This is a genomic window from Saccharothrix sp. CCNWYY140, assembly GCF_037401995.1.
GTDB lineage: Bacteria > Actinomycetota > Actinomycetes > Mycobacteriales > Pseudonocardiaceae > Actinosynnema.
Genome location: NZ_JBBEGC010000164.1, coordinates 1 through 13,815 on the forward strand (window position 1 = coordinate 1; position 13,815 = coordinate 13,815).

The window sequence follows — 13,815 nt, forward strand, 5'->3', positions numbered from 1 at the left end:
GGCCATACGGTGGGGGAACCGAGGCCCTCCACTTGTAGGTAACACCTACCGCGCGCTCCGCGCGCGAAGGCCGCGCTGCGCGCGTGAAGAGCCGGGCTGTGGGCGTGGGGGGCGCATCGGGGCGGCGGGGAGCGTGCGTGGCCTGAGGGTGCGGGGCCTGTGGGTGTGTGGCGGTGTGTGAGGTATCGGGGTCTTCGATGGTCGTATCGAGGATAGCGGCCGTCGGTGGGGTTGTTTGGGGCTGGGTGTCGCCATAGGTTCGATTCAGAACGAATTCCCCCTCGCCGCCGGAATGGCGACGGAAATGTCTTCGACTGGATCCGAGAAAGGAACGTCGTGACGGACGTCGTGCTGCGCCCCGAGTTGCACGTGGCGATCGTGGGTGCGGGGCCGAGAGGTCTTTCGGTCCTTGAACGGTTGTTGGTTCGGTTGGGTTCCGGGGTGTCGTCGGGTGGGGTGGTGCGCATTCACCTGTTCGAGCCCGGGGAGGCCGGGGCGGGGCGGATTTGGCGTACTACCCAGCCGTCGTGGTTCCTGATGAACACGCCTGCCGGGGAGGTCAGCGTGTTCTCCGACGGGCCGGATGGTGGGCCTACTCGGGCCGGGAGTGGTCCTTCCTTCGCCGAATGGTTGCGGGAGCACCCCCGGTGGTCGGGGGTTGGGGTCAACGACTACGGGCCTCGGGCGGTGTACGGCGAGTACTTGCGGCACGCGTTCGAGGCGATGGTGGCCAACGCGCCCTTGGGGGTCGAGGTTCGGCACGTGCAGGAGGCCGCGGTGCGGTTGCACCGGGTCGACGGGCGGACCGTGGTGACCGGGGACGGGGGCACGGTGGTCGTGGCGGACAAGGTGGTGTTGACCACCGGGCACCCGCGGGTTACGCCGGACGATGCCGAGAAGGCGCTGTTGACCTTCGCCCGGCAGCGGCCCGGACTGGCCTACGTGCGGGGGGACTCGGCGGCCGACTTGCCGCTGTCCGCGATCGCGCCTGGTGAGCAGGTGGGTGTTGTCGGGTTGGGGTTGACCTTCTTCGACGTCATGGCCGAGCTCACCGTGGGGCGGGGTGGCCGGTTCGTCGAGCGGGACGGGCGGACCGAGTACGTCGCCAGTGGTTCGGAGCCGCACCTGGTGGCCGGGTCGCGCAGTGGACTGGTGATGCTGGCCCGGGGGCGCAACCAGAAGTCGCCGACCTACCGGTACCGGCCGACGTTCGTCACCGACGAGGCGATCCTGGAGGCGCGGCGGCGTGCGCAGCGCACGACCGGGTCCGCCCAGCTGGACTTCGCGCGGGACGTCCTGCCCCTGTTGAAGCTGGAGGTCGAGCACGTCTACTACACCGCGCACGTCCGGCGGCGGATCTCCGACGAGGCCGCCGAGCGGTTCGCCGCGATCCACGCCACCTCGACCGACCGCCGGGGGCTGCTGGAGGCGTGGGGCCTGGCCGACGTGCCGCCGCCGGACCTGGAGCGGCTCGCCCGGCCGTTCGGGGACCGGGAGTTCGACTCGCCGCGCGCGTTCCACGGCAGCCTGCTGGACCTGCTCGACCAGGACATCGCCGAAGCCCGCCAGGGCAACGTCGACAACCCGCTGAAGGCCTCGCTGGACATCCTCCGCGACACCCGGGCCGTGGTGCGCCAGGCGGTGGACTTCGCGGGCCTGCGCCCGGAGTCGCACCGGGAGTTCCTGTCCTGGTTCAACCCGATCAACACGATGGTGTCGGCCGGTCCGCCCGCCGCCCGCGTCGCCCAGGCGTGCGCGCTGATCCGGGCCGGGCTGCTGACCGTCGTCGGGCCGGCGACGGAGGTGTCCGCCGATCACGCGGCGGGGGCGTTCGTGCTGCACTCGCCGTACGTCAAGGGTTCCCGGCGCGAGGTGACCACGTTGGTGGACGCCCGGATCCCCCGCCCGCAGCTGTCCATGACTGCGGACCCGCTGATCAGTCAGGCCCTCGCCGACGGCCTGATCACCGAGCTGGTCAACACCGACACCGCGACCGGGCAGCGGTTCCCGGCGGGCAGCATCGCCGTCACCCGCAAGCCGTTCCACGTCGTCGACGCCCTCGGCAACCCCGACCCCGACCTGTACGCGCTGGGCGTGCCGACCGAGAACACCCGCTGGTTCACCCAGATCGGCAACGGCCGTCCGGGTCCGATGACCGGGTTCCACAACGACGCCGACGCCATCGCCGCGGACGTCCTGCGCCGCCCGGCCGCCGCGCCCGTCGTCCTGTCCGCCCGGCCCCGCGCGGCCGTCGCGATCTGAGAGGGGATGCGATGAACGCCAACACCGAGAAGTTCCGCGCCGCGCGGGACCTGCTGCTGGAGCTGCGCGACGACCCGGACCGGGCGCACGCCGAGTTCCGCTGGCCGGAGTTCACCGAGTTCAACTGGGCCCTGGACTGGTTCGACGCCGTCGCCCGCGGCAACGACCGCACCGCCCTGCACGTCGTGGGCGGCCGGGTCGAGGAGCGGGTGTCCTACGCCGAGCTGTCGCAGCGGTCCGACCGGCTGGCCAACGGGCTGCGGTCGGCGGGTGTGCGGCGCGGGGACGTGCTGCTGCTCATGCTGGACAACCAGCTCGCGGTCTGGGAGGCGTTGCTGGCCGCGATGAAGCTGGGCGCGGTGGTGGTGCCGACGTTCACCACGGTCGCCGCGGCCGACCTGGTCGACCGGGTCGAGCGGGCGAACGTGCGGCACGTCCTCACCACGCCCGAGCTGGCCGAGACCTTCTCCTGGCTGCCGGAGCACGTCACGCGGATCTGCGCGGGCTCGGTGCCGGGGTGGCTCGACCTGGACGACCTGCGCTCGGCCCCGGCCGGCTTCACCGCGGACGCGCCGACGAAGGCCGACGAGACCCTGTTCCTCTACTTCACCTCCGGCACGACCTCCCGCCCGAAGCTGGTGCGCCACACGCACGTCAGCTACCCGGTCGGCCACCTGTCGGGCATGTACTGGAACGGCGTGCGGCCCGGCGACGTGCACCTGAACGTCTCCGCGCCGGGGTGGGCCAAGCACGCGTGGAGCTCGTTCTTCGTGCCCCTCAACGCCGAGGCCACCGTGCTGAGCGTGACCACCCCCAACGGCCGCGACCTGCTGGACCGCATGGTGGCGCACGGCGTCACGACGTTCTGCGCCCCGCCGACGGTGTGGCGGATGCTCATCCAGGACGACCTGCGCCGGTGGCCGGTCAAGCTGCGGGAGGCGGGCAGCGTCGGCGAGCCGCTCAACCCCGAGGTGATCGACCAGGTCCGCGCCGCGTGGGGGCTGACCGTGCGGGACGGCTACGGCCAGACCGAGACCACCGCCCAGATCGGCAACAGCCCGGCGCTGCCGGTGCGGCCGGGATCGATGGGCAAGCCGCTGCCCGGCTACGACATCGTCCTGGTGGACCCGACCACCGGCGCGGTCGGCGACGAGGGCGAGGTGTGCGTGGACCTGTCGCGCCGCCCGATCGGCGTGATGCCCGGGTACGTCGACGACGAGGAGAAGAACGCGAAGACGTTCGCCGGCGGGTACTACCACACCGGCGACATCGCCCGCCGCGACGAGGACGGCTACCTGCACTACGTGGGCCGCACGGACGACGTGTTCAAGTCCTACGACCACCGGATCTCGCCGTTCGAGCTGGAGAGCGTGCTGCTGGAGCACGAGTCCGTGGCCGAGGCGGCGGTGGTGCCCGCGCCCGACCCGGTGGGGTTGGTGGTGCCCAAGGCCTACGTCGCCCTGGCCGCCGGGGTTTCCCCGGACGCAGACACCGCGCGCCGCGTCCTGGAGCACACCCGCGCGAACCTGGCGCCCCACCAGTGGATCCGCCGCCTGGAGTTCTTCGCGCTGCCGAAAACGACGTCCGGCAAGATCCGCCGCAACGAACTGCGGGCCCGGGACGTCGAGCGGGCGGCCGGCGTGGAGTTCCCCGGCAGCACCGAATACCTGGCCGACGAACTGCTGGACGCCGCTCTTCCCGCCGCGCCCGGGATCGGCTGACCGAAACTTTCTTCGCACCACTGATTCCGATTCAGGAGGAATTTCCGATGCGTGACATCAAGGTCTACTCGTCCCTGTTCACCGGTGGCCTGCACAACGGCCAGATCAAGTGGAGCGAGTACGTGCAGCCGGGTCGCAACCAGGTCGACGTCGAGTGGCTCTACACCCAGGCGGAGACGGGTCCGACCGGCGCGGAGGCCTACATCGCGCACTTCAAGCCGGGCTCGCACGGCGACCTGCACGAGCACCTGGGCTACGAGCTGCTGTTGATCCTGGAGGGCGAGCTGCACAACGACAACGGCGACCGCTACCCGGCGGGCACGCTGTTCATCGAGAAGCCGGAGAGCGTGCACCAGGTGTCGTCCCCGACCGGCTGCTACGCCCTGGTGGTGCGGGAGAAGGGCACCCGGCCCATCACCACCGCCGAGCTGGAAGCCGCGGCGAACGCCACCGCCGGCTGACCCGATCGGGTGGCGGGGCCGCGGCCCCGCCACCCACCCCCTTGTCGACCCGACCGCCCGTACGCCAGCATGTAATGGGTTGAAGCCATTACAGGAACCAGGAGCCGGTACCCGATGTCCCAGCAGACGCAGGACCGACCGAACCCCACCGCACCCCCGCCCGCCGGTGACGTCCTCGTCGGGCGCACCGGCAAGCGCCACTCGCCCCGCTACCGCTGGGGCATCCTCGGCATCGGGATCTTCGCCCAGGCCGCGTTCAGCGCCGCCTTCCAGGGCATCCCCACCTCGGGCTCGATCCTCGCCGCCGCCTACGGCTACTCGCTGTCCGAACTCGGCCTCGTCCTCGCCGCCGTGACCGCGGGCATCTTCGTCACCGACGTGTTCTGGGGCATCCTGTCCGACCGGATCGGCGAGCGGAACGTGCTGATCATCGGCCTGACCGGCACGACGCTCACGCTCGCCTACGTCACCGCGTTCCTCGTGCCCAGCAACGACATCGCGCCCGCGGCTTGGGCGCTGGCCGTCGTCCTGTTCCTGTCCGGCGCGCTCGGCGGGTGCGTCAACGGCGCGTCCGGGCGGGCGGTGATGGGCTGGTTCCCGCCGGACAAGCGCGGGTTCGCGATCAGCCTGCGGGTCGCCGCCGTGCCGCTCGGCGGCGCGCTCGGCGCGGCGATCATGCCGCCGCTGGCGCTGGGCGCCGGGTTCCGCTGGGTGTTCCTGTTCCTGACCGCCTTCATGCTGGCCGCGACGATCGCCGTCGTCCTCTGGCTGGACGAGCCGCCCATCGCGCGCACCAAGGCCGCCGGCGGGATGGCCGCGACCACCCTGCCCAACCCGCTGGTGCGGTGGGACATCTGGCGCGTGGCGATCACCGCGTTCCTGCTCGACCTGCCCCAGTTCACCGTCCTGACCTTCGGCACCGTCTTCCTGACCTCCGTGCTGGACATGGAGATCGGCGCGGTCGTGATCGCCCTGGTCGTCGTCCAGGTGCTGGGCGGCGCGTCCCGCGTGCTCAGCGGGCGGTGGACGGACAAGAAGGGCGGCCGGTACCGGCGCAGCCTCGTCCGCGTCTACAGCTGGCTGATCGCCGCCGCGTTCGTCGGGGTCGCGCTGTACGACGTGATGCCGGCGTGGCTGGTGGTCGGGTTGTTCGTGGCCGCAGGGTTCCTGGCCTGCGGCTGGCACGGCGTGCACTACGCCGAGATCGCCACGATGGCGGGTGCGGAGCGGTCCGGCACCGCGCTGGGCCTGGAGAACACGATGGTCTTCGGCGGCGCGTTCGTCACGCCGCTGCTCATCCCGCTGGTTCTCGAGGCATCCTCGTGGCCGGTGGTGATGGTGCTGGTCGGTGCGGTGCCGGCGGTAGCCTCGGCGCTGCTGATGCCCCGGGAGCAGCCGGTCTGACCCCGCACACCCCCACGGCGCGCGGCGACCCGGCCGCGCGCCACGGCCGTGGAGGCGACACCTGAACGAGACAGCAGAACACCCGAGCCTGGCGCTGGTGGCCACCGTGCGCAGCCGGCTCGGCCGACCGCGCGACGAGCTGGGCGACCCGCTGTCGCTGACCGCGTGGCTGGTGCGCCACGACCTGCCGCCCGCGGCCGAGCCCGACCCGGCCGACGTGCGCCAGTTCCGCGCGCTGCGCGAGGCGGCGTACCGGCTGCTGGCCGACGTCACCGAGGGGCGGACGCCCGCCGAGGACGACGTCGAGCTGGTCAACCGGTGCGCCGCCCACGCGCCGCCGGTCGTATCGCTGGAGGTCGGGCCGGCCGGCGTGCGGCGCGCGCACGCCCACCCGACCCCGGCGCAGGCGCTCGGCCTGGTGGCCCGCGACCTGGTCGACCTGGTCGGCGGGCCGCGCCGGGGCCGGTTGCACCAGTGCGAGGCCGAGGTGTGCGGCACGTTCTTCGTCGACACCTCCCGGGCCGGCCGGCGGCGGTGGTGCTCGTCGGCGACCTGCGGCAACCGCGCCCGCGTCGCGGCGCACCGCGACCGCGCGGCCAGACCGTGATCGACTAGAAGGACCGCCGATGATCTACCTGCACACGTCGACCCTGGCCCGGTTGGCGCGCGGCGGCGACCCGCTGCGCGCGCTGCGCGGCGGCGCCCGCGTGGTCGTGGTGGTCAGCGAGCTGACCCGGGCGGAACTGGCCGCGGCGGTGCTGCCGGAGGACGTGCGGCGGCGGGCGCACGCCGTGCTGGACGCGGTGGACGTGCTGGAGGTGGCGGTGTCCGACCTGGTCCGCGAGCTGGCCGAGTCCCGGCCCGAGGCGCTGGACGCCGACCAGGCCGTGCACCTGGCGACCGCGCTCGTCCTGGGCGCCGGGATCACCGCGTTCGCCTGTGACGACCCCGCGCTGGCCGCCGCCGTCGCCGAGTGCGGGCTGCGCGCCGTGGTACCGCCGTTCGGGTAACCGTGCCGCCCGACGGGATGGGGGCGATCGCCTATTCGAATACCGTTTCGGAATTCCCACGCGACGCCGCGACGACCACCCGGACGGGGCATCGACGTTCCGCTGAAAGCTATAGGATCACCGGCGGTCGAGGCGCGCGATCTATTCGAGTCGAAACGGAGCTATTCGCTGGGGGAGCACCAATGGACATCAGGCAGTTAAATGCCTTCCGAACCGTTTCCCAAACGGGCAGCATCACCCGCGCGGCGGCCGTCCTCGGCTACTCGCAGTCCGCGGTCACCGCGCAGATCAAGAACCTCGAGGCGGCGGTCCGGACCCGCCTGTTCGAGCGCAGGCGGGAGGGCGTGCGGCTGACCGCCGAGGGCGAGCGGTTCCTGCCCTACGCCAACCGCCTGCTGCGCCTGTCCGAGGAGGCCCTGACGGCGCTCGCGCCGGAAGCACCGCCTGCCGGCCGCCTCACCATCGGCGCGAGCGAGTCCATCACCACCTACCGCCTGCCGGGCGTGATCCGCCACCTCCACGCCGCCTACCCGGAGGTGCGGCTGGCCCTGCGCACCTACCACGAGGGACCGGCGCGGATGACCGAGGCGCTGGAGCGCGGCGACATCGACCTGGCGCTGAGCCACTTCGTCGATCCCGGTCCGACCGGGCGGCCGGCGCGGCGGCTGGCGTCGGAGGAGCTGGCGCTGGTGGCGACACCGGACCACCCGCTGGCGGGCCGGGACGTCGTGGTGGCGGAGGACCTGTGCAGCGCGCGGACGCTGATCGTGCAGCCGACGTGCGTGTACGACACGGCGCTGCGGGCCGTCCTGCCCGGCCCGCGGACCGTGGCCCCGTTGCAGTTCGGCACCCTGGAGGCGGTGAAGATCGCCGCCCGGTCGGGGCTGGGCGTGGCGCTCCTCCCGCACCTCGCGGTGGCGGACCTGCTGCGCAGCGGCGAGCTGGTCGAGCTGGGCTGGACGCCGCCGGTGAGCGTGAGCAGCTACGTGCTGTGGGGCGAGGAGCGCGACGACTCGCGCCTGTTCACCGCGCTGGACCAGGTGCTGGACCGGGCCGTCGCCGAGTGGCGGCAGCCCGTGCCCGCGGTCACCGAGTGACGAAGGGCCTCCCGCCGTCGCGGGGGACGGCGGGAGGCCCTTTCGCACTGCTCCCAGTGGACGTTCAGCCGGTCCTCTAGTGGACGTTCAGCCGGTCCTCGAAGGCGGCGACCAGCGTGCGCCAGGCCGCGACCTCCTTGTCGAACGGCGCGCTCGGCGCGAGCCGCGTCGGATCCGGCTTGAGCACGTAGGACACCAGCCAGCCCAGCGACTCGGACTGGTTGAGCGCCACCTTCACGGTGTCGTCGTGCGCCCAGTCGCCCGCGTCCTCCAGCAGCTCCACCGCGAGGTCGAGCTGGGTCGGGTCCACGGCGTCCGGGCCCTCGGCGATGTCCTCGTCCAGGCCGGTGAACACGTACACGTTGTCCGGGTCGACCTCGACGTCCAGGTCGCCGCCGGTGGCCTTGACCACCAGCTCGCCCCACGTGGAGACCTCGGCGAGGTCGCGGTCGTCGGCCTCGACGATGAACCGGGACAGCGCGCGCGGCGACCCGAACACGTCGATCTTGCCCCTGCGGCCCAGGAACAGCGGCTGGTCGTCGAGGTAGCAGCGCAGCGTGTAGTACTCGCCCGCGCCGGTGATGATCTTGATCGGGTCGATGCCGACCTCGCCCCAGAAGCCGACCGGCTCGTCGCCGTCCTCGTCCTCCTCGGCGTCCTCGTCACCGTCGACCGCGACCGCGTTCTCCGCCTCGAAGGCCGCCAGCTCCTCCTGCGCGACCGCCAGCGCCTTCTCGTCGACCTCGGGGGCGTTGACGACCTCGTCGATCGCGTCGAGGACCTCGTCCCACTTCTCCGCGACGACCTGGGCCAGCTCCGTCCACAGGGCCTCGCCCTCGCGGCCGGTGAACGGCAGCGTGCCCTGCGGCAGCAGCGCGAAGCCCTCCGCCGAGTCCAGCACCTCGTGGACCTTCTCCAGGTCGCACACGTCGGCCAGCGACCGCACGATCGACACCACGTCGGCCAGCTCGCCGATGACCCAGGTGTCGGGCTCCTCGGCGACCAGCTCCGGCACGCCCACCAGGTCGAACTGGTGGTTGTCGTCGGGCGACAGCTCGCCGACGGACAGGCCCGGCACGACGTGCCACGCCGGGTGGTCGGTCAGGTCGTGCTCCTGCGCCGTGCGCACGAAGGCCGCGAGGTGCGCGGCGTCGGGGAAGCCGTAGAGGTCGTCCTCGTGCCCGAGGAAGGCCTCCCACTCCTCGCCCTCTTCCCGCCAGCGGGGAGCCCACAGGGTGACCACGTCACCCTGGGTGAGTCCCAGCTCGATCGGGACGATGTCCTGAGCCATCCGACCTCCCGGTCACGACATACCCCTGTGGATGCGGCCCAAAGCCTACGGGGTCGAGATCCACCTACCGCCGTTGACCACGGAAAGGGTCGGCGAAGAAGTCGTCATCGTCGTCGTCCTCGGGCGGCGGCGCGGGCCGGGACCGGGGTGCACCGGTCTGCTGCCCGGCCCACGGCGGTGTCGGGCGCTGGGGCTGCGCAGGCGGGTTCTGCGGGCGCTGTGGCGGCGCGAAGCCGGTGGGCGGCGGCGGGGCGAACGCGGCGGGCGGCGGGGTGCGGGCGGCGGCCGGTTCGGGGGCCGCCTGCTCGACTTCGGCTTTCCGCGCGAAGGGGGACGGTCCCGCGAAGTCCTCGATCGCCATCGCCATGCTGTCGCCCAGCGATTTGGCCAGCTCGTTGTAGCTGGTCTGGACGGCCGCGTCGACCGCGAGCCGAGCGGTCTCCACGACCAGCTGCCCGACCGCGTCGGGTCCCTGGTTCAGGGCGGCCGGCTGGATGCGGACGTTCTTGAGCGACCCCACCGCCGACGCGGTCACGGTCACCAGGCCGGACGGGTGCGTCGCCGTCCCGACCACCCGGGCCAGGACGTCGGTCAGCCGGTCGGCCGCCGCGATCCGCTCTTCCTGCGCCGATACCCCTGGGACGCTCACCGCGGCCTCCTCGAGTACGAGTCGCCGAAGTCGTCCTCGACGCCACCGGCCGGGAAGCCGATGTCGGTCAACGCCTTCGCGGTCGCCGGGTCCACCAGCCGCGCCAGGGACTGGTGCATCCGCGCCGCCGCGTCGGCCGCCGCCCGTTCGGTGACGCGCACGATCTCGGCGCCCAACGCGTCCGCGCCCATGTTCAGCGCGCCGGGGGCGATGCGGATCTGCTGCGGCGGTGCGCCGGGCGCGGTCACGACGGTCACGGCGCCGTCCGAAGAGGACGCCCGGCCGAGCACCGGACCGGTGCGCGCGATGTGCTGCGACACCTGTGCTTCCACGTCCGCGACCCGCCGGGCCGCGCGCTGCGTCTCGTCGTCCACGTCCTCAGCCCGTCGGTCGGTAGAAGCCCATGAAACCCATGCCGCTGTTGCTGGTGCGGATCGGGTTCACCTGCACCGGGTCGCCCGCCTCCACCATCTGCCCGTTGCCGATCACCATCGCCACGTGCCCGTCCCACACCACGAGGTCGCCGGGCAGCAGCTGGTCCGGCGGCACGGACGCGCCCATCGCCTGGGACGACGCCGGGCGCGGGATGTCGAACCCGGCCTGGTTGTAGGCCCACTGCGTCAGGCCCGAGCAGTCGGTGCCCTGCGGCGGGTTCGCGCCACCCCACACGTACGGGGTGCCCTGCGCGGAGAGGGCGGCGCGCACGGCCCTCGCGGCGGTCTCGTTCGGCGCTTCGGCGCTGCTGCCGTCGGGCAGGTTCACGCCCACGCCGGTGCCGGGCTGCGGCGGGATCGCGACCGGCAGGCGCGGACCTTGTGCCCCGCCGCCACCGCCTCCTCCACCGCCGCCTCCGCCGGAACTGCCGCCACCGCCGCCGTTGGAGCCGCCGCCCACGCTGCCGGGAGAGGACGGGTCGCGCCCGCCGTCGTCGACCGACGACACCTTGGTGTCACCGCCGGAATCGACGCCCAGCGGGTCGCCGAGCCCCTTGAAGTCGGGCTTGGGCAACGCCTTCAGCTGGTTGGCGACGGTGGTCAGCTCGGTGCGGACCTTGTCCAGCTCCTGCTTCGACCGGCCCTCGTACTCGCGGCCCTTCGCCACCACGTCCGCCGCGACCGCGAGCACCGCGCCGATCCCGCCGAACAGCGACGCGGCGACGGCGGCGGCCAGCCGGGGCTGCGCGTAGCCGGTGAAGTCGTCGATCAGGCCCTGGATCGCGGTCTTGCCCGAGTTGACCGCGTTGACCGCCGTGGTGGCGGCGTTCTGGGTCGCGGTCGCGTTGCGGGACAACAACTGCACGCCACCGGAGAACGACGAGACGCGTTCCTGGAACGCGGTCGCCTTGTCGCCGTACCAGGTGCCGAGCACGGCGTTGGCGGCCCCGGTGTGCCGTCCGTCGACCTCGGTCAGCGCCGAGGCGGCCCGCCCGAACGAGTCCGCGGCACGCGTCGCGCCGCCGGTGTCGCCCTCGAGCTTGGCCAGGTCGTCCTTCATGGGCTGGATCAGGGAAGCCAGGAAACCGGCTACGTCGAACATCGGCTAGACCTTGTACGCGCGGTTGAAGTCGGCGCCGTGCTGCGCCTCCTGCTCCTCGTAGGCCGTGGCGGCCTTGGACACGGCGGTGGCGAACGCCGACAGCCCGCTCGACGCGGCGGCCACACCGTCCACTTGGGTCTGCGCGGCCTGCTGGAACGCCGCGCCCAGACCGACCTCGTCGCCGATCCTGCCGAAGCTGCCCGCCGCGAGCGACGTGGTGCCCGCCAGCGTGGACGTGCCGATCGCGCCGACTTCGCCCGCCAGGCCCGACGCGGTGCCGCTGTAGGCCGTCAGCGCCGCGGTGTCGACGGCGAAACCCGAGTTCACCCAAGCCCCCCTCTGGTGCTCCTGACGCCCGCGATCCTGCCCCATGCGCAACGATCCCGTCCGCCCTTTGCCAGATCCTCCCCTGATGGGCGGTACCCCGCGAACGCTCGTCACCTGATCATGGGTGTGTGGCAGCACTGCGCCATTGGCAGCGGATCATGGCTTGGCTCGCCGACCACGCCCCCTCGACCGGTGCCGCGTTCATCGCCCCTGAGGACGCCGCCGCGGTCGAGGCACTGGAGGTCGGGAGCGGCCTCACGACGCCCGAAGACCTGCGCGCGTGGTGGGCGGTGTGCGGTGGCACAGCGGACCTGGCCTTCGCCGAGGTCCTGCCGCCCTTTTACACGCCACTGGGACCGACCAACGCGCTGCGCTCGTGGCGGCTCAAGGAACGGTTCTGGCCCGCGGACCTCGACTCCGAGGCCGGCACCCCCACCGTCGGCTTCCACCCGAAGTGGCTGCCGTTCGCGTTCGACGGGTGCGGCGACGCCCTGGCCCTGGACCTGCGCCCCGGCGTCCTGTCGGGCTGCGTGGTCGAGTGGGACCGCGAACGCGGCGAGATGCTCAAGCCGGAGTGGACAAGTTTTGACGAGATGCTGGACCAGGTAGCGACGGCACTCGAACACCGCGGCCGACTCGGCCACTGCGAACCGCTGATCACCACCGACGGCAGGTTGGGCTGGCGGACGGACTGACGCTGGGGCAGCGGTCCGGTATCATGGAGGTAACGGGTTTTCGCTGCTCAGGCGCTGTGGGGGCGGGTATGGCGGACGTGCACGACGTGGCCGCGGCGGTGCTGCACGCCACCGGCCCGGAGTCACCGATGAAGCTCCAGAAGCTCCTGTACTACGCCCAGGCCTGGCACCTCGCCAAGTACGACGAACCGATGTTCACGGCCCGCATCGAGGCCTGGCGCCGAGGACCGGTAGTCCCCGAGGTCTACCACCGCCACCGCTACCAGACGGAAGTCGGCGAGTGGGACGAGGGCGACCCCCGCGGTCTGTCCGACCGCGAGCGCGCGGTGGTGGACGACGTCGTGGACCGCTACGGCAAGTTCAGCCGCCACGAACTCAGCGACATGGCCCACGCCGAGGGCCCGTGGCGAGAGGCCCGCGGCAACCTGCCCGAGTCCGAGCCCAGCAGCACGCCGCTGTCGAACGAGGTCATGGCCCGCTACTTCCGCCGCCTGTTCCGCGACCCGGAGCAAGCGTTTGCGGACGCCGTGGCCAGCGTGCGCCTGGAGGGCTTGGACGTCCCGGAGGACACCCAGCGCACGATGCGACAGGTCGCGTCAGGCGAACTGGACATCGAAGACGCCATCGCCCGCGAGATCGAGTCCCTCCGCCACCGGTGACCTCGGACGACCCATACACAGACCCTTACACAGACCCGATCACCGGCGTCCTGCGGAACCACTTCGGCATCACCGACCGCCAGGAGTGCGACCTGGCCGAGGCCAGGCTGAGCGCGTTGCGCTTGGGCGAGCTGGCGATCACGCCGCTGCCGGGGCTGTACGACTTGGCCCATCTGCGGAAGTTCCACCGGCATATCTTCGGGGACCTTTATCCGTGGGCGGGGGAGGTTCGGAGGGTGAACATCGCTAAGACCTCGACTTTTGCGGCGTGGCAGCAGATCGAGGCGTATGGGGAGTGGCTGTTCGGTGAGTTGAAGAAGGAGCAGTACCTGCGGGACTTGGGTCGAGGTCCGTTTCTCGATCGGTTCGCGCACTACTTCGCTGAGGTCAACGCCTTGCATCCGTTTCGTGAGGGTAATGGGCGGACGCAACGGGCGTTCTTCGGCCAGTTGGCGTTGGAGGCGGGGTGGTTGGTGGGGTTCGGGTCGTTGGAGGCGGAGGCGTTCATGGCCGCGTGTCGAGAGTCAATGAGCGGCTCGGTCGGCCCGCTGCGGGAATTACTGGCAGAAGTGACACACGCCGCCTAACGCCCACGCAGCACCTCTCGCCGCGCGCAGCGCGGTCTCTCGCGCGCGGAGCGCGCGGTAGGTGTTACCTACAAGTGGAGGGCCTCGGTTCCCCCACCGTATGGCCTGCCCGAAGG

At 72.0% G+C, this 13,815-nt stretch carries 15 protein-coding genes; 10 read left to right on the forward strand and 5 right to left on the reverse strand.

The annotated features are described in order from the left end of the window. Positions 1 to 336: 336 nt before the first annotated feature. From WBN91_RS36000 to WBN91_RS36030, 7 genes are all read left to right on the forward strand, one after another. Entirely contained in the window at positions 337 to 2,262 is a 1,926-nt protein-coding gene (locus tag WBN91_RS36000) for an FAD/NAD(P)-binding protein (protein WP_337728748.1), read from the forward strand. 11 nt (positions 2,263 to 2,273) lie between these two features. Next, positions 2,274 to 3,983 (forward strand): AMP-binding protein, encoded by a 1,710-nt coding sequence (locus WBN91_RS36005; protein ID WP_337728747.1) that lies wholly within the window; start codon positions 2,274 to 2,276, stop codon positions 3,981 to 3,983. Between the two features lie 47 nt (positions 3,984 to 4,030). Continuing rightward, on the forward strand, positions 4,031 to 4,444 hold the full coding sequence (locus WBN91_RS36010) for a cupin domain-containing protein (protein ID WP_337728746.1): 414 nt from the start codon (positions 4,031 to 4,033) through the stop codon (positions 4,442 to 4,444). A gap of 114 nt (positions 4,445 to 4,558) precedes the next feature. After that, positions 4,559 to 5,848 carry an MFS transporter gene (locus WBN91_RS36015; RefSeq protein WP_337728745.1) on the forward strand — a complete coding sequence of 430 codons (1,290 nt, stop codon included), beginning with the start codon at positions 4,559 to 4,561 and terminating at the stop codon, positions 5,846 to 5,848. An 88-nt stretch (positions 5,849 to 5,936) separates the two neighbouring features. After that, entirely contained in the window at positions 5,937 to 6,455 is a 519-nt protein-coding gene (locus WBN91_RS36020) for a CGNR zinc finger domain-containing protein (protein ID WP_337729434.1), read from the forward strand. Positions 6,456 to 6,474: 19 nt separating this feature from the next. Beyond that, positions 6,475 to 6,858: a hypothetical protein gene (locus WBN91_RS36025; protein WP_337728744.1), complete on the forward strand. Its 384-nt coding sequence runs from the start codon at positions 6,475 to 6,477 to the stop codon at positions 6,856 to 6,858. A gap of 182 nt (positions 6,859 to 7,040) precedes the next feature. Continuing rightward, the gene (locus WBN91_RS36030) at positions 7,041 to 7,955 is read left to right on the forward strand and encodes a LysR family transcriptional regulator (protein ID WP_337728743.1); all 915 of its coding nucleotides are present in this window, start codon (positions 7,041 to 7,043) and stop codon (positions 7,953 to 7,955) included. A gap of 76 nt (positions 7,956 to 8,031) precedes the next feature. Here the strand turns inward: WBN91_RS36030 and WBN91_RS36035 are convergent, their stop codons facing one another. The 5 genes from WBN91_RS36035 to WBN91_RS36055 form a co-directional block, all read right to left on the reverse strand. Next, positions 8,032 to 9,246, reverse strand: a complete 1,215-nt coding sequence (locus tag WBN91_RS36035; protein ID WP_337728742.1) for a primosomal protein — start codon at positions 9,244 to 9,246, stop codon at positions 8,032 to 8,034. A 64-nt stretch (positions 9,247 to 9,310) separates the two neighbouring features. Then, a complete protein-coding gene (locus tag WBN91_RS36040; RefSeq protein WP_337728741.1) occupies positions 9,311 to 9,895 on the reverse strand; it encodes a YbaB/EbfC family nucleoid-associated protein in 585 nt (194 codons plus the stop codon). After that, a complete protein-coding gene (locus tag WBN91_RS36045; RefSeq protein WP_337728740.1) occupies positions 9,892 to 10,269 on the reverse strand; it encodes a hypothetical protein in 378 nt (125 codons plus the stop codon). The genes WBN91_RS36040 and WBN91_RS36045 overlap by 4 nt, the downstream gene beginning before the upstream one ends. A 4-nt stretch (positions 10,270 to 10,273) precedes the next feature. After that, the gene (locus WBN91_RS36050) at positions 10,274 to 11,431 is read right to left on the reverse strand and encodes a C40 family peptidase (RefSeq protein WP_337728739.1); all 1,158 of its coding nucleotides are present in this window, start codon (positions 11,429 to 11,431) and stop codon (positions 10,274 to 10,276) included. A 3-nt stretch (positions 11,432 to 11,434) separates the two neighbouring features. Next, positions 11,435 to 11,758 carry a type VII secretion target gene (locus tag WBN91_RS36055; protein ID WP_337728738.1) on the reverse strand — a complete coding sequence of 108 codons (324 nt, stop codon included), beginning with the start codon at positions 11,756 to 11,758 and terminating at the stop codon, positions 11,435 to 11,437. Between the two features lie 128 nt (positions 11,759 to 11,886). On the opposite strand from WBN91_RS36055, the gene WBN91_RS36060 reads away from it, so the two are divergent. From WBN91_RS36060 to WBN91_RS36070, 3 genes are all read left to right on the forward strand, one after another. Continuing rightward, complete coding sequence (locus WBN91_RS36060; RefSeq protein WP_337728737.1) at positions 11,887 to 12,453, forward strand: SMI1/KNR4 family protein; 567 nt, start codon at positions 11,887 to 11,889, stop codon at positions 12,451 to 12,453. Between the two features lie 68 nt (positions 12,454 to 12,521). Then, on the forward strand, positions 12,522 to 13,112 hold the full coding sequence (locus tag WBN91_RS36065) for a type II toxin-antitoxin system antitoxin SocA domain-containing protein (RefSeq protein ID WP_337728736.1): 591 nt from the start codon (positions 12,522 to 12,524) through the stop codon (positions 13,110 to 13,112). Then, the gene (locus WBN91_RS36070; protein WP_337728735.1) at positions 13,109 to 13,699 is read left to right on the forward strand and encodes a Fic/DOC family protein; all 591 of its coding nucleotides are present in this window, start codon (positions 13,109 to 13,111) and stop codon (positions 13,697 to 13,699) included. Before WBN91_RS36065 ends, WBN91_RS36070 begins: the two co-directional genes overlap by 4 nt. The last annotated feature ends 116 nt before the right edge of the window (positions 13,700 to 13,815 follow it).